The sequence below is a fragment of the Streptomyces sp. NPDC097981 genome (genome assembly GCF_040302565.1).
Lineage (GTDB): Bacteria > Actinomycetota > Actinomycetes > Streptomycetales > Streptomycetaceae > Streptomyces.
The window spans coordinates 74,154-93,666 of record NZ_JBEORW010000007.1 but is presented as its reverse complement, the minus strand read 5'-3'; the positions used below and the strand labels follow the sequence as shown (position 1 = coordinate 93,666).

21 protein-coding genes are annotated in these 19,513 nt (G+C 72.9%); 12 read left to right on the top strand and 9 right to left on the bottom strand.

All coding sequences use genetic code 11. The features are described from left to right. Positions 1-2 precede the first annotated feature (2 nt). From hypB to hypE, 5 genes are all read left to right on the top strand, one after another. The gene (hypB, locus tag ABTY04_RS09330) at positions 3-878 is read left to right on the top strand and encodes a hydrogenase nickel incorporation protein HypB (RefSeq protein ID WP_352212735.1); all 876 of its coding nucleotides are present in this window, start codon (positions 3-5) and stop codon (positions 876-878) included. Then, the gene (gene hypF, locus ABTY04_RS09325) at positions 878-3,268 is read left to right on the top strand and encodes a carbamoyltransferase HypF (RefSeq protein WP_352212734.1); all 2,391 of its coding nucleotides are present in this window, start codon (positions 878-880) and stop codon (positions 3,266-3,268) included. Before hypB ends, hypF begins: the two co-directional genes overlap by 1 nt. After that, positions 3,237-3,587 carry a HypC/HybG/HupF family hydrogenase formation chaperone gene (locus ABTY04_RS09320; RefSeq protein ID WP_352212733.1) on the top strand — a complete coding sequence of 117 codons (351 nt, stop codon included), beginning with the start codon at positions 3,237-3,239 and terminating at the stop codon, positions 3,585-3,587. Before hypF ends, ABTY04_RS09320 begins: the two co-directional genes overlap by 32 nt. After that, complete coding sequence (gene hypD, locus ABTY04_RS09315; protein ID WP_352212732.1) at positions 3,584-4,717, top strand: hydrogenase formation protein HypD; 1,134 nt, start codon at positions 3,584-3,586, stop codon at positions 4,715-4,717. The genes ABTY04_RS09320 and hypD overlap by 4 nt, the downstream gene beginning before the upstream one ends. A gap of 97 nt (positions 4,718-4,814) precedes the next feature. Continuing rightward, positions 4,815-5,804 (top strand): hydrogenase expression/formation protein HypE, encoded by a 990-nt coding sequence (gene hypE / locus ABTY04_RS09310; RefSeq protein WP_502996602.1) that lies wholly within the window; start codon positions 4,815-4,817, stop codon positions 5,802-5,804. A gap of 15 nt (positions 5,805-5,819) precedes the next feature. Here the strand turns inward: hypE and ABTY04_RS09305 are convergent, their stop codons facing one another. Both ABTY04_RS09305 and ABTY04_RS09300 read right to left on the bottom strand, forming a co-directional pair. Further along, entirely contained in the window at positions 5,820-6,029 is a 210-nt protein-coding gene (locus tag ABTY04_RS09305; RefSeq protein WP_352212730.1) for a hypothetical protein, read from the bottom strand. A gap of 67 nt (positions 6,030-6,096) precedes the next feature. Beyond that, complete coding sequence (locus ABTY04_RS09300; RefSeq protein ID WP_352212729.1) at positions 6,097-6,936, bottom strand: class II glutamine amidotransferase; 840 nt, start codon at positions 6,934-6,936, stop codon at positions 6,097-6,099. 246 nt (positions 6,937-7,182) lie between these two features. On the opposite strand from ABTY04_RS09300, the gene ABTY04_RS09295 reads away from it, so the two are divergent. The 3 genes from ABTY04_RS09295 (at position 7,183) to ABTY04_RS09285 (ending at position 9,458) form a co-directional block, all read left to right on the top strand. Then, a complete protein-coding gene (locus ABTY04_RS09295; RefSeq protein ID WP_352212728.1) occupies positions 7,183-7,911 on the top strand; it encodes a DUF72 domain-containing protein in 729 nt (242 codons plus the stop codon). A 170-nt stretch (positions 7,912-8,081) separates the two neighbouring features. Beyond that, a complete protein-coding gene (locus ABTY04_RS09290) occupies positions 8,082-8,726 on the top strand; it encodes a DUF4360 domain-containing protein (RefSeq protein ID WP_352212727.1) in 645 nt (214 codons plus the stop codon). A gap of 48 nt (positions 8,727-8,774) precedes the next feature. Further along, on the top strand, positions 8,775-9,458 hold the full coding sequence (locus tag ABTY04_RS09285; protein WP_502996595.1) for a DUF4360 domain-containing protein: 684 nt from the start codon (positions 8,775-8,777) through the stop codon (positions 9,456-9,458). 92 nt (positions 9,459-9,550) lie between these two features. Here ABTY04_RS09285 and ABTY04_RS09280 read toward each other — a convergent pair whose 3' ends face one another. The 3 genes from ABTY04_RS09280 to ABTY04_RS09270 form a co-directional block, all read right to left on the bottom strand. Then, positions 9,551-10,966 (bottom strand): L,D-transpeptidase, encoded by a 1,416-nt coding sequence (locus tag ABTY04_RS09280; protein WP_352212726.1) that lies wholly within the window; start codon positions 10,964-10,966, stop codon positions 9,551-9,553. 241 nt (positions 10,967-11,207) lie between these two features. Further along, the gene (locus ABTY04_RS09275; RefSeq protein ID WP_352212725.1) at positions 11,208-11,435 is read right to left on the bottom strand and encodes a DUF6296 family protein; all 228 of its coding nucleotides are present in this window, start codon (positions 11,433-11,435) and stop codon (positions 11,208-11,210) included. Positions 11,436-11,514: 79 nt separating this feature from the next. Then, entirely contained in the window at positions 11,515-12,180 is a 666-nt protein-coding gene (locus ABTY04_RS09270) for a maltokinase N-terminal cap-like domain-containing protein (protein ID WP_352212724.1), read from the bottom strand. Between the two features lie 176 nt (positions 12,181-12,356). Between ABTY04_RS09270 and ABTY04_RS09265 the strand changes: the two genes are divergently transcribed. Together ABTY04_RS09265 and ABTY04_RS09260 are read left to right on the top strand one after the other, a co-directional pair. Continuing rightward, positions 12,357-12,779 carry a guanyl-specific ribonuclease gene (locus tag ABTY04_RS09265; RefSeq protein WP_352212723.1) on the top strand — a complete coding sequence of 141 codons (423 nt, stop codon included), beginning with the start codon at positions 12,357-12,359 and terminating at the stop codon, positions 12,777-12,779. Positions 12,780-12,894: 115 nt separating this feature from the next. Then, the gene (locus tag ABTY04_RS09260) at positions 12,895-13,824 is read left to right on the top strand and encodes a hypothetical protein (protein ID WP_352212722.1); all 930 of its coding nucleotides are present in this window, start codon (positions 12,895-12,897) and stop codon (positions 13,822-13,824) included. Between the two features lie 30 nt (positions 13,825-13,854). Here ABTY04_RS09260 and ABTY04_RS09255 read toward each other — a convergent pair whose 3' ends face one another. Both ABTY04_RS09255 and ABTY04_RS09250 read right to left on the bottom strand, forming a co-directional pair. After that, complete coding sequence (locus ABTY04_RS09255; protein WP_352212721.1) at positions 13,855-14,475, bottom strand: L-threonylcarbamoyladenylate synthase; 621 nt, start codon at positions 14,473-14,475, stop codon at positions 13,855-13,857. A 313-nt stretch (positions 14,476-14,788) separates the two neighbouring features. Then, complete coding sequence (locus ABTY04_RS09250) at positions 14,789-15,691, bottom strand: MBL fold metallo-hydrolase (RefSeq protein ID WP_352212720.1); 903 nt, start codon at positions 15,689-15,691, stop codon at positions 14,789-14,791. Between the two features lie 130 nt (positions 15,692-15,821). Here ABTY04_RS09250 and ABTY04_RS09245 point away from each other — a divergent pair, with 130 nt between their 5' ends. Continuing rightward, positions 15,822-16,250, top strand: coding sequence for a MarR family winged helix-turn-helix transcriptional regulator (locus ABTY04_RS09245; RefSeq protein ID WP_352212719.1), 429 nt, complete (start codon positions 15,822-15,824; stop codon positions 16,248-16,250). A gap of 40 nt (positions 16,251-16,290) precedes the next feature. Here ABTY04_RS09245 and ABTY04_RS09240 read toward each other — a convergent pair whose 3' ends face one another. Continuing rightward, a complete protein-coding gene (locus ABTY04_RS09240) occupies positions 16,291-16,992 on the bottom strand; it encodes a TetR/AcrR family transcriptional regulator C-terminal domain-containing protein (protein WP_352212718.1) in 702 nt (233 codons plus the stop codon). 119 nt (positions 16,993-17,111) lie between these two features. Between ABTY04_RS09240 and ABTY04_RS09235 the strand changes: the two genes are divergently transcribed. Continuing rightward, positions 17,112-17,858 carry a DUF4386 domain-containing protein gene (locus tag ABTY04_RS09235; RefSeq protein WP_352212717.1) on the top strand — a complete coding sequence of 249 codons (747 nt, stop codon included), beginning with the start codon at positions 17,112-17,114 and terminating at the stop codon, positions 17,856-17,858. On the opposite strand, the gene ABTY04_RS09230 is transcribed toward ABTY04_RS09235, so the two are convergent. Then, entirely contained in the window at positions 17,783-19,408 is a 1,626-nt protein-coding gene (locus tag ABTY04_RS09230) for an FAD-dependent monooxygenase (protein ID WP_352212716.1), read from the bottom strand. The genes ABTY04_RS09235 and ABTY04_RS09230 overlap by 76 nt on opposite strands. Positions 19,409-19,513 lie beyond the last annotated feature (105 nt).

Here is a 19,513-nt window from a genome sequence, read left to right as displayed (position 1 = left end):
CCATGTGCCGTGTGGTCGACCTGAAGCAGGCGGTCCTCGCCAAGAACGACTCGGTCGCGCACACCCTGCGCGCCGAACTCGGCGCCCGCGGCACCACGGTGGTCAACCTGCTGTCCAGCCCGGGAAGCGGGAAGACCGCCCTGCTGGAACGCGAACTCGTCCTGGCGCGCGGGCGCGGCGTGCCGGTCGCCGCGCTGACCGCCGACCTCGCCACCGAGAACGATGCGGTACGGCTGGCGCGTTCGGGCGTCCCCGTCAAGCAGGTGCTCACCGACGGGCTCTGCCACCTGGAGGCCGGGATGCTGGGGCGGCACCTCGACGGCTGGATGCCCGAGGACACCCGGCTGCTGTTCGTGGAGAACGTCGGCAACCTGGTCTGCCCCGCCTCGTACGACCTCGGCGAATCGCTGCGCGTGGTCCTCGCCTCGGTGACGGAGGGCGAGGACAAGCCGCTCAAGTACCCGACGGCCTTCGGGCTGGCCCACCTCGTCGTGGTGACGAAGACGGACATCGCACAGGCCGTGGAGTTCGACGAGGCCGCCTTCCGTGCGCACGTCCAGCAGGTCAACCCCGGGGTGGAGGTGGTGCTGACCTCGGCCCGCGGGGGCCAGGGGGCGGGCGTCCTGCTCGACCGGGCGCTGGCGGTCGGCGACGGCGGTCCGGCCCACGCCCCGGTCATGGCGCAGCAGCACGGGCGCCACCGTCACCATCACCACGCCGAAAGCCCCGGACACGGGCACGCACCCGGCGCCGGACACGACCACGACCACGGCCACGGCCACGACGACAGCCCCGGCTCCGGCCGTGCTGCCGAAGCCGGCCACGGCCCGGTGTCCGGGCCCACCCACCCGCACTCCGCCGCGGTGCAGACCCGCTGATGGAAGCCGTACAGCGCCGCAGGATCGTCGTGCGCGGAGTGGTGCAGGGCGTCGGCTTCCGGCCGTACGTGTACACGCGGGCGACCGGACTCGGCCTCGCCGGGCACGTCACCAACACGCCCGAGGGGGTCGTCGCCGAGGTCGAGGGCGCGCCGGCGGCCGTTTCGGCCTTCTGCGAGCGGCTCGCCGCGGACGCCCCGCCGCTGGCGGTCGTCGACGCCGTCGACCACTGCGAGGTCCCCGCGGCAGGCGGCGCGGGCTTCACCATCATCGCCTCCCGGTCCGGCGGACCCGTGCGCACCCTCGTCTCCCCGGACACGGCCACCTGCGCCGACTGCCTCGCGGAGCTGACGGATCCGGCCGACCGGCGCCACCGGCACCCCTTCATCACCTGCACCCACTGCGGACCCCGCTTCACCATCGTGACCGGGCTGCCGTACGACCGGGCGCACACCACCATGGCCCGCTTCCCGATGTGCCCCGACTGCGCCCGCGAGTACGCCGATCCGTCCGACCGGCGCTTCCACGCCCAGCCGGTGGCCTGCCCCGCCTGCGGACCCCGGCTGCGCCTCCTGGCCGGTACGCCGCCGTGGGAGGCGGCCGGCGCCGACCCGGTGGCCGGGGCCCGCCGGCTGCTGGCCGACGGGGCGATCCTCGCCGTCAAGGGCCTCGGCGGCTACCACCTCGCCTGCGACGCCGCGCACGCCGGCGCCGTGGCCGAGCTGCGGCGCCGCAAGGCTCGCGGGGACAAGCCGTTCGCCCTGATGGCCCGCGACCCCGCCGACGTCGAGCACCTGGTCCACCTCGGACCGGCCGAACGGGACCTGCTCACCGGTCCCGTCCGGCCCGTCGTCCTGCTGCGCCGCCGGCCCGGAGCACCCGCCGGGGAACCCGTAGCCGACGCCGTCGCCCCGCGCTGCCCCGACCTCGGCGTCATGCTCCCGTACACGCCTGTCCACCACCTGCTGCTCGGTCTCCCCGGCGACCCGCCCGGCCCGCGCCTCCTCGTCATGACCAGCGGAAACCTGTCGGGGGAGCCCATCGTCACCGACGACGCCGAGGCCCTGGACCGGCTCGGCCACCTCGCCGACGCCTGGCTCACGCACGACCGCCCCATCCACGTCCCGTGCGACGACTCCGTGGTCCGTGTCTGCGACGGCGAACCGCTCATCGTGCGCCGCTCCCGCGGATACGCCCCGCTGCCCCTGCCCCTGCCGCTGCCCGTACCGGCCGTGCTCGCCACCGGGGGAGACCTCAAGAACGCCTTCTGCCTCGGCGAAGGCCGCAAGGCCTGGCTGTCCGCGCACATCGGTGACATGGACGACCTCGCCACGCAGTACGCCTTCGAACGCGCCGAGCAGCAGCTGGAATCCATCACCGGTGTGAGCCCCGCCCTGCTCGCCGCCGACCGGCACCCCGGCTACCGCTCCGCCGGATGGGCGCAGCGCGCGGCGGGCCCGCGCCCGCTGGTCCGCGTCCAGCACCACCACGCCCACATCGCCTCCGCGATGGCCGAACACGGCCTGGACGGCGGCAGCCGCGTGATCGGCATCGCCTTCGACGGCACCGGGTACGGGGACGACGGGGCCGTGTGGGGCGGGGAGGTCCTCCTCGCCGACTACGCCGGATACCGCAGGTTCGCCCACCTCGCCTACGTGCCGCTGCCGGGCGGGGACGCCGCGGTACTGAGGCCGTACCGGATGGCCCTGTCCCATCTGCGGGCCGCGGGCATCCCGTGGTCGCCGGACCTGCCCTGTACGGCGGCCTGTCCGCCCGAGGAACTTCGCGTACTGGAGCGCCAGTTGGAGCTGGGGCTCAACTGCGCCCCGACCTCCGGCATGGGACGGCTCTTCGACGCCGTCTCCTCGCTGGCCGGCGTCTGCCACCGCGCCGGATACGAGGCCCAGGCCGCCGTCGAGCTGGAGTCCGCCGCCCTCGCGGTCCCCGGGCCGCAGGCGCAGGCGGACGGCCGGTACGCCTTCGCGCTGCGCCGGGGAGAGGCCGGCGGCGAAGCCCCGGTCACGGCCGATCCGGCCCCCGTCCTCGCGGCGGTCGTGGCCGACGTACGGGCCGGCACGCCCCCGCCGCTGATCGCCGTGCGCTTCCACGCCGCGGTCGCCGGCCTCGTGGCCACCCTCGCCGGCCTCGCCCGCCGGCGGCACGGGCTCGACACCGTGGCCCTCACCGGCGGGGTATTCGCCAACACCGTGCTCTCCTCCGCCTGCGCCCGCCTGCTGCGCGAGCGCGGCTTCACCGTCCTGCGCCACCACCGCGTCCCGCCGAACGACGGCGGGCTGGCGCTCGGCCAGCTCATGGTGGCGGCCTGCGCCCCGCAACACCCACAGCAAGGAGAGGGCCATGTGCCTGGCGGTACCCGGCAGAGTGCTTGACATCGGGGAGAAGGACGGCACCCGCATGGCGACCGTCGATTTCGGCGGGGTGGTCAAGGAGGTGTGCCTGGAGTACCTGCCGGACCTCCAGGTGGGCGAGTACGCCATCGTCCACGTCGGCTTCGCCCTGCAGCGCCTCGATGAGGAGTCGGCCCGGCAGACTCTCGACCTTTTCGCCCAACTCGGCATGCTCCAGGAGGAGTTCGGCGACCCGTGGGAGCGGGCGGCGGCCGAGGCGGGGGCGCAGGACTGGCCCTTCGCCGACGACATCGCGCAGCAGCAGGCCGGGGACGCCGTACAGGAGGCGCAGCAGCAGTGAAGTACATCGAGGAGTTCCAGGACCCCGAGCTGGCCCGCCGCCTGCTCGACGACATCCACGCCGCCGTCACCCGCCCGTGGGCGCTGATGGAGGTCTGCGGCGGCCAGACCCACACCATCATCCGGCACGGGATCGACCAACTCCTGCCCGAGCAGGTGGAGTTGATCCACGGTCCGGGGTGCCCGGTGTGCGTGACCCCGCTGGAGGTCATCGACAAGGCGCTGGAGATCGCCTCCCGTCCCGAGGTGATCTTCTGCTCGTTCGGCGACATGCTCCGCGTCCCCGGGACCGGCCGCGACCTCTTCCAGGTGCGCAGCGAGGGCGGCGACGTACGCGTGGTGTACTCCCCGCTCGACGCCCTGAGGATCGCGCAGCAGAACCCGGCGCGCGAGGTGGTGTTCTTCGGCATCGGCTTCGAAACCACCGCGCCGCCCAATGCGATGACGGTGTACCAGGCGAAGAAGCTCGGCATCCCGAATTTCAGCCTGCTCGTCTCCCACGTCCGGGTGCCCCCGGCCATCGAAGCGATCATGAACTCCCCGAGCTGCCGGGTCCAGGGCTTCCTCGCCGCCGGGCACGTGTGCAGCGTGATGGGCATGGGGGAGTACCCGGAGCTGGCCGCGCGCCACCGGGTCCCCATCGTCGTCACCGGGTTCGAGCCGCTGGACATCCTCGAAGGCGTACGCCGGGCCGTGCGGCAGCTGGAACGGGGCGAGCACACCGTCGACAACGCGTACGCCCGCGCCGTCCGGCCGGAGGGGAACCCGGCCGCCCTCGCCATGCTGGAGGACGTCTTCGAGGTCACCGACCGCGCCTGGCGCGGCATCGGCGTCATCCCCGGCAGCGGCTGGCGGCTGTCCTCCCGCTACCGCGCGTACGACGCAGAGCACCGCTTCTCGGTGACGGACATCGCCACGCAGGAACCCGCAGAATGCCGCAGCGGTGAGGTCCTCCAGGGCCTGATCAAGCCGCACGAGTGCGAGGCCTTCGGCACCACCTGCACCCCGCGCACCCCGCTCGGCGCCACGATGGTCTCCAGCGAGGGCGCGTGCGCCGCGTACTACCTCTACCGGCGCCTCGACCTCGCGCCGGCCCGCACCGCACCGCTGGAGGCGAGCCCCGTTGTCTGAGACCGCCCGGACCGTGTCCGGCACCCCGTCCGGTGCCGCCCTCGACGTGACCGGCTGGACCTGTCCGGCCCCGCTGCGCGACCGCCCCCGGGTGGTGATGGGCCACGGAGGCGGCGGTGCGCTCTCCGCCGAGCTCGTCCAGCACGTCTTCGCACCCGCCTTCGGCGGCGAGGTGCTCGCCCAGCTCGGCGACTGCGCATCGGTCACCCTGGGCGGGGCCCGACTGGCCTTCTCGACCGACTCGTACGTGGTGCGGCCGCTGTTCTTCCCCGGCGGCAGCATCGGCGACCTCGCGGTCAACGGCACGGTCAACGACCTGGCCATGAGCGGAGCCCGGGCCGCCTACCTCTCCTGCGGGTTCATCCTCGAAGAGGGCGTCGAGATCTCCGTCGTGGCCCGGGTCGCCGAGGCCCTCGGCGCGGCCGCGCGCGCCGCGGGCGTCGAGGTGGCCACCGGCGACACCAAGGTCGTCGAGGCCGGCCACGGCGACGGCATCTACCTGAACACCGCGGGCATCGGGCTCATCCCCGACGGCGTGGACCTGCGCCCCCAGCGCGTCGTACCGGGTGACGTCGTCATCGTCAGCGGGGAGATCGGCCTGCACGGCGTGGCCATCATGAGCGTCCGCGAGGGGCTCGGCTTCGGCGTGGAGATCGAGAGCGACTGCGCGCCGCTGGGCGGGCTCGTCCAGGCCATGCTCGCGGTCACCCCCGACCTGCACGTGCTGCGCGACCCCACGCGCGGCGGGCTGGCGGCCGCGCTGAACGAGATCGCGGCCGCGTCGGGCACCGGGGTCGTCGTACACGAGGGCCGGGTGCCGGTTCCCGAGGCGGTGGGCAACGCCTGCGCGATCCTCGGCCTCGACCCGTTCTACGTGGCCAACGAGGGCAAGCTGGTCGCCTTCGTGCCCCGGCGGCATGCCGACGCCGTCCTCGACGCGATGCACGCCCACCCGCTGGGCCGCCGCGCCACGGTGATCGGAGAGGCGGTCGAGGCCCACCCCGGCCTCGTCGTGGCCCGCACCGGCCTCGGCGGCACCCGGGTGGTCGACCTGCCGATCGGGGAGCAGCTCCCCCGCATCTGCTGACGCCTGTCCGGCAGGCTACGGCCGCGCCGGGGCCGCGGGGCCGGCCGGCAGGGTGCGCAGGTCGGTGATCCGGTAGCCGCGCGACCGGACCGCGTCGATGATATGCGGCAGGGCCTGTGCGTCGAGCACGGGCCCCTGCCCGTCGGGCGAGCCGATGTGCATCTGGACGATCTCGCCCGGCCCGAGCGCGTCCAGGGCCCGTTTGACGGCCTTCTGCGTGGTCATGCCGCCGGCCGTGCCGCGGTAGCCAGCCCGACGGCGCGCGGAACGGGTCATCACCCCCCCCGCATCGTCAGGGGAGATCGGGGATGAAGGGGTGGTAGTCCTCGGTGGCGGCGGAGGGCAGGACCGCGTAGCTGGCCTCGGGGAGCTCGTTCCACACACCGGGGAGGTCGCCCAGGGGTTCGGAGACCACCAGACGGGTCGCGTCGGACACCTGCCGCAGGAACGGCAGCTCCGGGTACAGCTGCCGTACCGTTTCGGCCTTGCTGCTGTAGTACAGCGAACGCGACTGGCCCGCGCTGGAATAGCGGAAGGCCCAGACGCGCAGGCCGTCGCTGACCGCGATCGTCATCTGCATCGGGTCGGGGACGCCGTGCTCCTTGCCGAGCCGCTCCACCAGGCCCGTCATCCGGGCGACCGCGCCCGGGACGTCCTGGTCGAGCCCGAAGGTGACGGCCAGGTAGAACATCACCTCGGAGTCCGTCGAGCCCTCGATGAACGGGAACAGGGCCGGGTCGACGGCCATGCACAGGTCGCGCTGGAGGCGGTGGAAGTCGGTGATCGCCCCGTTGTGCATCCACATCCAGCGGCCGTGCCGGAACGGATGGCAGTTCGTCTGCTGAATGGCCGAACCGGTGGAGGCGCGGACATGGGCGAAGAACAGCTGCGAGCGGACGTGGGCGGCCAGTTCCCGCAGATTGCGGTTGTTCCAGGCGGGGCCGATGTCCCGGAAGATCGCCGGTGTGCCGTCCCCGTGGGTGCTGTACCAGCCGATGCCGAAACCGTCACCGTTGGTCGACTCGACGCCCATCCGCGCGTGGAGGCTCTGATCGATCAGCGAGTGTTCCGGCTGGTAGAGCACCGCGTCGAGCAGCATGGGCGAGCCGGAGTAGGCGAGCCATCGACACATCAGCATCATTCCTCTCCTGCGCCCCGTACGAGCCTATCGCGGCCGGGCCCCCGCTGCCCCGCGTCGGTGCCGTGTCCGCCGTACGCGGGCGCGGGCCGGGCGCTCCCGCGCGGCCTGCGGCCCCGGTTCCCCGGGCGCGGCCCGCGCCGGGCGGGGCCCGCGCCGGGCGGGGCCCTGTCGAGGCGGGCCCGGCGAGCTTCGCGGAGCGGGATGCGTCCCGGACGGGGCCTGTGCATCATCGGGACTGTGCCCGTGCTCGTCGGAACCTCAGGGTGGCAGTACCGGGACTGGGCGGGTGTCCTCTACCCCGCCGGCCGGCCGCAGCGGCTGTGGCTTGAGGAGTACGGCCGCCACTTCCGCACGGTGGAAAGCAACAACGCCTTCTACCGGCTGCCCACCGCGGAGATCTTCGAGGCCTGGCGCGAGCGCACCCCGGACGGCTTCGTCTTCGCGGTGAAGGCCAGCCGCTTCCTGACCCACGTCAAACGCCTGCGCGAGCCCGAGGAGCCGGTCCGCCGCCTCATGGAGCACAGCAGCGCCCTCGGCGACCGGCTGGGTCCCGTCCTCCTGCAGTTGCCGCCGACCCTGCACGCCGACCCGCAGCTGCTGGATGCCTGCCTCGCGTGCTTCCCGGAGGGCACGCGGGTGGCCGTGGAGCCGCGGCACGACTCCTGGTGGACGCCCGACGTGCGCGCGGTGCTGACCGAGCGGACGGCGGCGCTGTGCTGGGCGGACCGGGGCTCGCGGCCGGTGACCCCGCTGTGGCGCACGGCCGACTGGGGCTACGTCCGGTTCCACGAGGGCCGGGCCCGGCCCTCGCCGAGGTACGGACGCACCGCGCTGCAGTCGTGGGCGGGCCGGATCGCCGACACCTGGCCCCGGGACGCGGACGTGTTCGCCTATTTCAACAACGACGCCGGCGGCGCCGCCGTCCACGACGCCAGGGCGTTGTGCCGCCTGACCTCGCAGGCCTGAGGATTCGTCAGTCGGACCGCGCCGGTTCTTCCGGCCGAATTCGGCCAGCCGCGTGTGCGCCGGGGGTGTTGTCCGTATCGCGTCCTTCCCAGCACGCACCCGCTGTGGTGGCATGTGCATGCCGAAATTCGCAATCGGTTCCGAAATGACGAACGAATGGAGAAACAAAGATGTTGCTCCGCAGACTCACCGTCGGCGCGGCGGTGGCGGCGTTATCCGCTCTGGCCGTGCCCGCGCAGGCCGACAGCGCGTCCACGCCGCCCGGGAGAATCACCGTCGACGTGGTCGGCGTCAACGGTTCGGGATGTCCCCAGGGGACCGCGAGCGTCGCCGCGGCCTCCGACAACACGTCGTTCACCGTCACGTACAGCGACTACCTGGCCCAGGCCGGGGCGGGCTCCGGCGGTACCGACTTCCGCAAGAACTGCCAGCTCGCCCTCCAGATCCACGTACCTCAGGGGTTCACGTACGCCATCGCCCGCGCCGACTACCGCGGCTTCGCCCACCTCCAGCGCGGGGCCTACGGGCAGGAGCGCGCGAACTACTACTTCCAGGGCATGGCCCAGACGGCCCGCTCCACCCACCAGTTCAGCGGCCCGTACTCCGACAGCTGGCAGGCGAGCGACCAGACCGAGTACGCCGACCTGGTCTGGGCGCCCTGCGGCGAGGAGCGCAACCTCAACGTCAACAGCGAACTGCGCGTCTACTCGGGGACATCGAACCCGCAGGCGCTGAGCTTCATGAGCATGGACTCGACGGACGGCAGCGTCAGCACGATCTACCACTTCGCATGGAAGGAATGCCCCGCGGCCTGACGCGGCGTGAGCGCAGGAATCACCGATCGATGGTCAGGAGTGACAACGATGTCTCATTCCCTGTCTCGTACCCTGCTCACCGGCGGCGCAGCGGCCGTACTGATCGCCACCGCGACGACGTCGGCCGGAGCCGCCGGCCACACCCCGCAGATCACCGCACCCCCCGACAAGATCGTGATCGAACTCGCCACGGTGAACGGATCCGGCTGCCGCGAAGGCACTGCCGAGGTGGCCGTCGCACCCGACAACACCGCCTTCACGGTCACCTACAGTGAATACCTCGCGCAAGTGGGACCCGGTGCGCCGCCGACGGCATTCCGCAAGAACTGCCAGCTCAATCTCCGCGTCCACGTTCCTTCGGGATTCACCTATGCGATCGTCCAGGCGGACTACCGCGGATTCGCATTCCTCCAGCCCGGTGCGTGGGGCCAGGAACGGGCGAACTACTACTTCCAGGGAATGCCCCAGACGACTCAGCGCACCCACCAGTTCAACGGGCCGCACAATGACAACTGGCAGGCGAGCGACAAGACGGAGTACGCGGACCTCGTCTGGGCACCGTGCGGAGAGAAACGAAACTTCAACATCAATACGGAACTGCGCGTGAACGCGGGCACGTCCAACCCGCAGACCACCAGCTTCATGGCCATGGACTCCACGGACGCGAGCGTGAGCACCCTCTACCACCTCGCCTGGCAGGTCTGCCCCACCCCCAAGCGGCCGGCCCCCTGACGGCCCGTTCCCGCCCCGACGCCCTGCGCCGTACCCGGCCGATCCGCCGGGTACGGCGCAGGGCGCTTCGCGCGGGACCCGAAGCCGTCGGGTCAGGTCAGAGGGCGCAGCCGGGACGCGGTGCGGGCGGACGCCGCCGGGACGGCGGGGGCCGGGACGGGTCCGGACGCGAGGGCGCTGCCCGCCTGCCAGGCCCGCCAGTCCACGTTCCAGTCCCCGAATCCGTTGTCGAACGGGGCCATCGGCTCGCCCTCGCTGTTCACCACCTGCACGATGTCCCCCTCCCGTACCATCTGGAAGAACCAGGCGGCGTTCTCCGTGCTCATGCCCGTGCAGCCGTGGCTCACGTTCTCCTCGCCCTGCGCCTCGACCGACCAGGGCGCGGCGTGCACGTACTCGCCGCTCCACGTCACCCGGGTCGCGTAGAGGACGGGGAGGTCGTAGAACTCGCTCGTGCCCGGCTTGATGCCGACCGTGTCCCCGCGCATCCGGACCTGCTGTTCCTTGCCCAGCACGACCTTGACGCCGCTGCGGGTCCGGAACCCCGCCTTGCCGGTGGTGACCGGGATCGTCCGCAGGACCCGGCCGTTGCGGCGTACGGTCATCTCGTGCGCGGCGGCGTCGGTGACCGCCTCGATCCGGTCCCCGACGGTGAACTCCGTGGAGTCGGAGTGGCCGCCGTAGTCGTGGTCGCCCACCTCGACCCCGTCGAGCCCGCTCCGTACGCGTACCACGGCGTGCGCCGGCCAGTACCCGCGCGGCCGGTAGTGCAGCGTCGAGTCGTCCACCCAGTGCCAGGCGCCCTCGACCGCCGGCTCCGAGGTCACCTGGAGCGCCCGCTCCACCCGGGCCCGGGCGGTCCGGTCGGCGGCGGGAACCGGCCGGCTCAGGGCGGCCGTCACGATCTGCCCCACGCCGTACGTCCCGGGTTTCGGCCCGAACGCCACCGTGAACCTGCCCTCGTCCGTGGGCGGCGCGGTCCGGAACGCCATGGTGACGCCGACCGGTGTCCCGGCCGCATCCTGTGCGCCGACCCGGACGGTGTACAGTTCGCCGGCCCGCAGCGGCTCGGTGTTGGTCCAGCGGCGGCTCTTCAAGACGAGTTCGCCACCCACGTAACGCCCGTGCCCGTCGCGGACGGTGACATCGGTGAGCTGCCCCGCTTCGGCGAGCGCGATTTCGAGCGGCCCGCCGGAGTTCGTGGGGAGGAGGACCGTACGATCCGCCCCGCCGGTATCGCGGGAGGCGGGGCCCCGCAGCACCGACCCGGCTCCCCGGGCGGTGGCCCGTACGCGCTGCTGCCGCCAGCCCGTGCACAGACCGTCCCGGAACGCCTCCACAGCGCAGCGCGCGGCGATGCCGCCGTCCCCCTGGTCCAGGGCCCGGCCGACGAGCAGGGTCACGGAGGCGTTCGGGCCGCCGGCCGGCCGCCCTGCATCATCCTGCTCCGGCGCCCAGCCCGGCGCCGCGGCGACGACGAGGGCGGCGCCGGTCACCGCGGCGACCACGCTCCACGTCCTGCTCCGTCGTGACTGTCGTGACTGTCGTTCCTGTCGTGCACGGTGCGTCGATGACATCGCCACGCAGCCTTCCCAGCTCGCCCACGGCCCGTTGGGAGCATCAAAACGATTGCGCGGCTAGATGATGATCATGCGCTCGGCCGGTGCGACCGAACGGGCACGCAAGAGAACTCGTACGGACCAACGGAGGGCAGCCGGGAAGGCACGTGCGGGACCGCCGGACGCGCGCTCAGGGCAGCGGCCGGATCCGGACCACGCGGGCCGGGTCCTGTCCGCCGCCGGAGGCGAGGATGCGCACCTCTTCCTGGTCGCTGATCTCCGCCCGGACGATGCCGGTCGCATCCGCGTAGACCGGGTGGCCGCCCGGACCGGCCTGGCCGGTGGCGGTCACCACGACGACGTCCTCGCTCGTGTCCGGGCCCTCGGAAAACACCAGCTCGTACCGCTGGGAACTCATCCGCGCCCCTCCTCTGCCGGGCGAAAAGAGCGTCCCCCACCTCCATGATGCGCGCGACGCCCGGTCCGCGCCGCCTAGGCTAGGCCCGGACCACGGCGTACCGGCCGCGGGCCTTCGCGCCGTCGGGCAGCGTCCAGTCCGCGGTGACGTGCCCCAGGAGCCGCCCCGCGGTGTCCTCCTCCTCCGGTGCGGGCCGCAGGACGCGCTGCACGGCGACGGTCAGCTTCCCGGCCGGGGTCTGCACGAGCACGTCGGACGTGCCGGCGCCGGCGGAGACGCCGAGGATCTCGACCGGCCCCGGCCGGCCGGACCCCGCGTACCATCCCGTGACGGACGGGTCTGGCGTGTCGCTCTCGCTCTGGGCCTGCGGCTCCGCCTCACCGAGGACGAGCGCGTACAACCGGGCGACGAGCACCGGGTCGTGGGTCCCGTCGTATATCCACCGGCGTCCCAGCACCCCGTGCTCCGAGGTGCCGACGAGGGCGTGCTCCGCCCCGCCGAGCGGTGCTCCGCGGTACGTGAGGGGCACGTGGTAGGTGACCGCGTGCTCTCCCTCCCCGTCGGTGATCGCCATGAACTCGATCCCGACCTCGCCCTGCGGGTCGTCGAGCCGGAAGCCGCCGGCCTTGGCGGGCAGCGGTGCGCCCTCCGCGCGCGGTCCCCGGTACCAGTGCTGGGCGGGAAGCCAGGAGGCGAGCAGCTCCAGCTTCCCGGGGGTCATCGTGGTCCGGTGGACGACGGCCATGGTGCGACACCTCTCGGTTGACTGTTGATCATCCTGCCACCACCGGCACCGGGTTGCGTCCGCCTTAAGAGTCGGCGGCGATTGTGCCAAGCCTCGTACAGGTTCGGTGAACAGCCGGGAAATACAGTGGAGTTGGCGTTGACCAGCGCTGCTCTACGCGCGTCATCATGGGCCGCATGAGAACTCCCCCACGCTTCATGGCCCTTGCAGGCGCCGCGGCAGTCGCCGCCGCCCTCCTCGCCGGACCGGCCGCCTCGGCGGCCCCCGTTCCCGTTCCCGCTCCCGTTTCGCTCGCGGCCGCCTCCGCGGCCTCGGTCGGCAGCATCTGCTACTCGGCGCTGCCGTCCCAGGCGCACGACACCCTGGACCTCATCGACGAGGGCGGCCCGTTCCCGTACTCCCAGGACGGCGTCGTCTTCCAGAACCGCGAGCGGCTGCTGCCGGTACACGCCACCGGCTACTACCACGAGTACACCGTCATCACCCCGGGCTCGCCGACCCGCGGGGCGCGCCGGATCATCACCGGGCAGCAGTGGGAGGAGGACTACTACACCGCCGACCACTACGCGTCGTTCCGGCGCGTCGACTTCGGCTGCTGACCTCCCCGTTCGCACGCCCTCCCCGCGACCCCCGGCCCGTGCCACGCCACGGGCCGGGGGTTCCGCCGGGGCCGGTGTGACGGTACAACTGCCCCTGGGATCAAGGGGGATGCGGATGGGCGAACGGCGTACGGGGCGGACCGGCGTGATCAGGGCATGGCTCTTCGGGGCCGCCGGTCCGGCCGCGCCGCGGACGACGGCCGAGGCGCTCGGCCTCGCCGAAGACGCCCCCGGGCTCCAGCGGCTGCGGGACACGGAGCCGGAGCAACTGGCCCGGATCGAGCGCCTGCACACGGCCGCTCAGGGCGCGTTCGAGCAGCGTACCGGTGACTCCGTGTGCCGGGCCCTGGAGGCGGCCGTACGCGCCGGCATCCGGGAGACCGCGGCAGCCTCCGCCGGGCGGCCCGCAACCGACCGCCTCAGAGCCGAAGGCGACGCCGCCGCCCAGCGGCTCGCGGCCGACGCGGCGCTCGCCGGAGGACGCGGGCTCAACACGGGCCTCGCCTTCGGCATCCTCGTCAGCCCCGTGGTGCTCGTACTGACCCTGCTCGCAGGGAAGTTCGTGCCGCCGCTGTTCCGCAGCGGCATCGGCTGCCCCGAAGAGCTGGTCCTGATGGACTCCCTGGTCTGCTTCGCGGGCGGGGCGATGGGCGCGGTCTTCAGCGTGATCATCCGGCTGCGCGACGCCTACCAGTTGATCCGGCCGGCTCCCGGCTCCGCCGCGCCCGCCGACATCCCCGCGGACCCGGTGCAACTCGCCCGGATGATGCGTCAGGAAGGCTGGTACCGGGTGGTGGTCGGGTGGTTCCTGGCCACCTCGCTCTTCCTGCTCATCAACGGCGGCATCCTCACCCTGCTCACCCCGCCCGCCGCCCCGGACGGCATGTGCGGGCCCGGACCTCTGTCCACGGCCGGGCACCAGGCCCTGATCAAGGCCTGGTTCTTCTGGGGCGGCGTCGGCTTCCTGGCCGGCCTGAACGAGCGCTGGGCCTACGGTCTGGTCCGCCGCGGCGGCGAGCCCCGGCCGGCCGATCCGCCCGCCTGAGGACCCGGGTCGTCAGGCGGGCGGATGCCGTCACTCGAACCGCGTGGTGTCGCCCGCCCCGCGGCGGACGATCTCGGCTTCGCCGCCGGAGAAGTCGATGACGGTGGTCGGCTCGGTCCCGCAGTCGCCCGAGTCGACGACGATGTCCACGAGGTAGTCGAGCCGCTCCTTGATCTCCCAGCCCTGGGTCAGCGGCTCGGGCTCGTCGGGCAGGAGCAGGGTGCTGGACAGCAGCGGCTCGCCGAGGTCGGCGAGCAGGGCCTGGGTCACGGCGTGGTCGGGGATGCGCACGCCGACCGTCTTCTTCTTGGGGTGCAGCAGCTGGCGCGGCACCTCCCTCGTCGCGGGGAGGATGAAGGTGTAACTGCCGGGTGTGGAAGCCTTGATCGCGCGGAACACGTCGTTGTCGATCTGCACGAACTGGCCCAGCTGGGCGAAGTTCTGGCACACCAGCGTGAAGTGGTGGCGGTCGTCGAGGTTGCGGATGGACCGGATCCGGGCGAGGCCGTCACGGTTGCCGAGCTGGCAGCCCAGCGCGTAGCAGGAGTCCGTGGGGTACGCGACGAGCGCGCCGGAGCGGATGCTGTCAGCGACACTGCCGATGGTGCGCTGCTGGGGGTTCTCGGGGTGCACGTCGAAGTACTTGGCCATTGGCCGAGCCTACGCGATCAGGACACCGACGGTGAGCGAGCGAGCGGCGGCGGGCGTGCTCGCGGAAGGCCCCGGTCGCGGAGTGGACCGGCGCGGCGGGCGCGACGAAATGCACGGTCACGGGGACGGCGCCGGTCAGCGGCAGATGCCGGACGCCGCACCGACGGCGACGAACGGCTCACGGTCATCGCGCCCGGGCGAGGCCGTCGGGGTCACCGCGGAGACCACCCGGCACAGCCAGGGTGGCCGTCGGCCGTCGGCCGCCGGCCGGCGCCCGTCCGGCCACAGGGCCGGGCGGCGGGGCTCCGGCGGGTCAGGAGTCCAGGGGGCGCCAGGCCGGGCCGTCGCCGTCCTGCCGGACGTGTCCGAACACCACGTCGGCGAAGTGGACGCCGAAGCCGATCGTGCCGGGCTCCGCCAGCTCGGCGACGAGGCGGCGGCGGTGCCCGGCGGTCAGGGTGCGGTCGTGGTCGAAGCCCGAGGACCAGCCGGGGTGGTCGACCTGGATCGGCGAGTGCATGGCGTCGCCGAACGCGATCAGACGCCGTCCGCCCCCGGTGATCACGTACTCGGCGTGCCCGACGGTGTGGCCGGGGGTGATCCGCACGCCGACTCCGGGGAAGATCTCCTGCCCGTCGGTGATCGTGCGTACGCGCGGTGCGAGGGCAGCGACCTGCTCGGTCATGCCCTGGGCCTCCAGTAGGTGGCGCCGGTCCCACTCCGGCTCGGAGACCAGGTACTCGGCGCGGGGGAACAGGAGCCGGTCACCGCCGGGGGCGGGATGGCAGGCCCAGCCGAGGTGGTCCGCGTGGAGGTGGGTGAAGGCCACCGCTTCGATGTCCTCGGGGCGGCGTCCGAGTTCGGCCAGGCTGTGCGCGAGCGCACCTCCGTGGACCACGCTGAGCGGGCCGTCCGGGGATTCGTACGTCTGCGGGCCGAAGCCCGCGTCGATCAGCAGCGCGCGCTCGCCGTGCTCCACCAGCAGAGCGCCGACGCTCCCCACGAGGTGGCCCGTGGCGTCCAGGTACTCGGGGTGCGCGGCCCACACCTCGTCGGTGGTGTCCTGCAGCAGGTGCTGCGGCCGGAGCCGCACATCGCCGTCCGGCACGTACGACACCTTCGTGCCGCCCAGCCGGAGCGAGCGGATTCCGGAAGGCCGGCGCAGCCGTCCGTCCTGATCCACCTGCTCGATCCGGTCCACCGTCAAGTCGGCCATGACTTCTCCCTCGTGAGTTCCCATCAGGCGTCGCCGCACTGCTCGCGGCGGCGACGCCAACCATAAGCATCAAGTTCGAATGATTCAAGTTGTAAATATGTCGGCTTGACGGACTTGCTAGGGTGGCGGCATGACGACGTCCCCGGAGCGGCAGGCCATCGCCGAGCGGCAGCTGTGCGGTCTGGTGAACGGACTGGCCCAGCGGATCGCCGAGCACGTACGGGAGCGGGCCGCCACCCTGGGGCTCACCGCATCCCAGGCGACCGCGCTGCGGGAGATGAGCGGGCCGATGACCATGCGGGAGCTCTCCGAACGCATGAGCTGCGAGCCCTCCAACACCACCTTCGTCGTCGACAAGCTGGAGAAGCGGAACCTGGTCGAGCGTCACCCGCACCCCACCGACCGGCGCGCCAAGCACCTCGTCCTCACCGCCGAAGGCACCGCACTGCGTGAACACCTCCTCGCGCTGCTCGCCGTGGACTCCCCGCTGTCCGGCCTCGACCCGCAGGAGCAGCGCGTCCTGCACGGCCTGCTGGAGCGGGCCGTCGTCCGCCCGTGAGCCGGCGCCGGCCCGGCAGCCGCACGCGGCCGGGCCGGTCTCAGTCTCCGGCGCGCCTGCCGCCGGAGGTCCACCCCTGCAGGCGGAGGCGTTCGAAGCCGTCCAGGAGGAGATCCAGCGCGAACTCGAATTCGAACTGATCGTCACAGCCGGGGCCCACGACCGAGTCCCCGTCGTGGGCCGCGGCCATGGCCAGCTCCGCGACGTGGGGGTAGGCCGCCGCGGCCTCCGGGGGTAGGGCCGCCTGCTGCGGGTCCGGGTCCGGGCCGGCGTCGAACAGCTCCTGGGTGAACCCCAGGATGCGGCTGCCCAGCGCGTGCATCGCGTGGTGGGTGAGATCGACCGAGAAGCCGCCGGTGCGGAACATCCCGATCACCGAGTCCATGTACGCGAGCACCGCCGGGGTCGGGCCGGTGCGCGAGCGGATCACCTGCGCCGCCCAGGGATGTCCGAGCAGAGCCGCCCGCGCCGAGAGGACCCGCTGCCGGACCGCGCTCTGCCAGTCGGATCCGGGGGCCGGCGCGTCGATTTCACCCACGACGGCCTCGACCATGGCGTCCAGCAGCTGTTCCTTGTTGGCCACGTGCTTGTAGAGCGCCATCGGCACGACGCCCAGCTCCTGGGCGAGCCTGCGCATGCTCAGCGACTCGATCCCGATGCCGTCGGCCAGTGCGACGGCGGCGCGCAGCACCCGGTCCCTGTTCAGGGGTGCCCGGGGCGCCGCCTCCGTCTGCCGCGTCATCTTGACCAGCTCCCTCGTCGTCGTGTGCGGGCCGGGCTCCCGGCTTGACGAGTGTACGGCGTACACCTAGCGTATGTCAGGTGTACGCCGTACACCTGACAAGAGGGGGTAGTTCCGGGATGCGCTCAACCAGGAAGACGTCGGTCGTCACGGGTGTGTTGTTCCTCGTCACCGAGGTCGCCGCGATCGGCGGGCTCACGCTGTACGGCCCCGTGCTCCACGACGCCGGCTACGTCACCGGCCCGGGCGCCGACACCCGGGTGTACCTGGGGGCCCTGTTCGAGTTCGTCCTCGCGCTGGCGGTCGTCGGCACCGGGGTCGCCCTGTTCCCGGTCGTCAAGAGGCAGAACGAAGGCGCCGCGCTCGGCTACGTCTGCGGGCGCCTGCTGGAAGCTGCCGTCATCGTCGTCGGCATCATCAGCGTGCTGTCGGTGGTGACCTTGCGCAGGGAGGCCGCGGGAGCGCCGGGCGGTGATGCCCCGTCCCGCCTCACGGCCGCCGACACGCTCGTGGCGATCCACGACTGGACGTTCCTTTTCGGGCCCAACTTCGTGCTGGGCGCGAACACCCTCGTACTGGCCTGCCTGATGTACCGCTCGCGGCTCGTCCCGCGACCCGTCGCCGTGCTGGGGCTGGTCGGCGGCGCCATGATCTGTGCCTCGGCGACCGCCGTGCTGTTCGGCCTGTACGAGCAGGTCTCGGTCGCCGGGTCGCTCGCCGCCCTTCCGGTGTTCGCCTGGGAGGTGACCTTGGCCGTGCGTCTCCTCGCCAAGGGGTTCACCGAGCCCGCTCAGCTCCCGAACACCTCCGAGAGGTGGGCGGCCAGCCCCGAAACGGTCGGCGGGCACAGCCTGGCGCCGAGGTAGCCGTCCGGCCGGACCACGAACGCCGCCGGCTCCCGGACCCCGTACCGCCGGGCGAACTCGCCCCGGCCGTCCCGGTACACGGGCACCGGCGCCGGCCGGTCGGCCCCGGTCTCGGCGAGGACGGCGCACACCCCGACCCGGCCCGTCGCGAAACCCCGTACCGTGGAGGCGAGTTCGGCGAGGCCGCCCAGCGCCGGACCCGGCCCGTACAGCAGCAGCACGTGCTCGCGGCCGCGCAGCAGGTCGTACAGCCGCAGCGGATAGGCGGCGATCTCCCCGTCGAGGCCGCCGCAGTCCGGTGCCCGGTCACCGGGCCGCGGCCCGGGCCCGCCGTCCGGCTCCGCCCGCTGCACCAGGGGACTGCCCCGGTAGCCGACGAGCAGCTGCGCCTGGCGCAGCATCAGGGTCTGCGGGTCCTCCGGATCGGCCTCCATGCCCTCGGTGGCGTGCCGGACGGTGCGGCCGACGACCTCCTCGCCCACCGGCCGGCGCTCGGCGTCGTAACTCGCGAGCAACCCCGGAGCGGCGGCGCCCTCCACGGCCAGCGCGAGCTTCCAGGCCAGGTTCCAGGCGTCCTGGATCCCGGTGTTCATGCCCTGCGCGCCGGTCGGCGGATGGACGTGCGCCGCGTCCCCGGCCACGAAGACCCGCCCGTCCCCGTACCGGTCCACCAGCCGGTGGCTGATCCGGAACACGGACGACCAGCGCATGGCCGACGCGGTGGTGGGCTGCGGCGACAGCCGGTCCAGGACGGCCTGGATGTGGCCGAGTCCGGGGCTCCCGCCCTCCAGGCCGTGTACCACCCCGTCACCGTCCTGCGCCGGATCGGCGGAGAGCTCGGGCGGCACCGTCATCGACATCCGGTAGCGGCGCATGCCGGGCAGCGGGATGCACACCAGCACGTCGTCGACGCTCCCCCCGGCATCGCGGTGCACGGCCCGTACCCCGTACCCGTACGGCAGGTCCCAGTCGACCTCCACGTCGGCGAGCATGTACTCCTCGGGGAAGGCGCCGCCCTCGAAGGTCAGGCCGAGCCCCTTGCGGACGATGCTGTGCGCGCCGTCGCAGCCCACCAGGAACCGGGTCCGGACCTCCTCCTCCCCGGCGGGAGTGGTGAGCCGGCAGGTCACCCCGTCGGCGTCCTGGACGAACGACACCAGCTCGCTGCCCCGCTCGATGCGCGTCCCGAAGCCCTCCAGGAACTCCTCGATGATCCGCTCGGTCTCGTACTGCGGCAGCGCCGCGAAGCGGTACGGCACCTCGGGCGGCAGCACCAGGTCCAGCCGCGGCTGCTCGACGCCGTTCACGTACATCAGCTGCCCGCGCATCGGGACGGCCGCCTCCAGCGCGGCCCGGACGAAACCCATCCGGTCCCAGATCTCCAGGGTGCGGGGCTGGACCCCCACCGCCTTCGCGAACGGCAGCCGTGCCGGAAGCCGGTCGACGATGCGGCAGGCGATCTTGCGCCGCCGCAGCTCGGCGGCCGCCGTCAGCCCGACCGGTCCGGCTCCCGCCACCAGGACGTCCGCGGCAGCTCCATCGGTGTGCATCAGCCACGCCTCCCGGGCGGGGTTCCCGTGGATACGGATCTCCCTCCATGGTGGCCCGGGGGCACGCTCCCGGCGATCGGGCCGAGGGCGGGCGCGGCGCTCGTC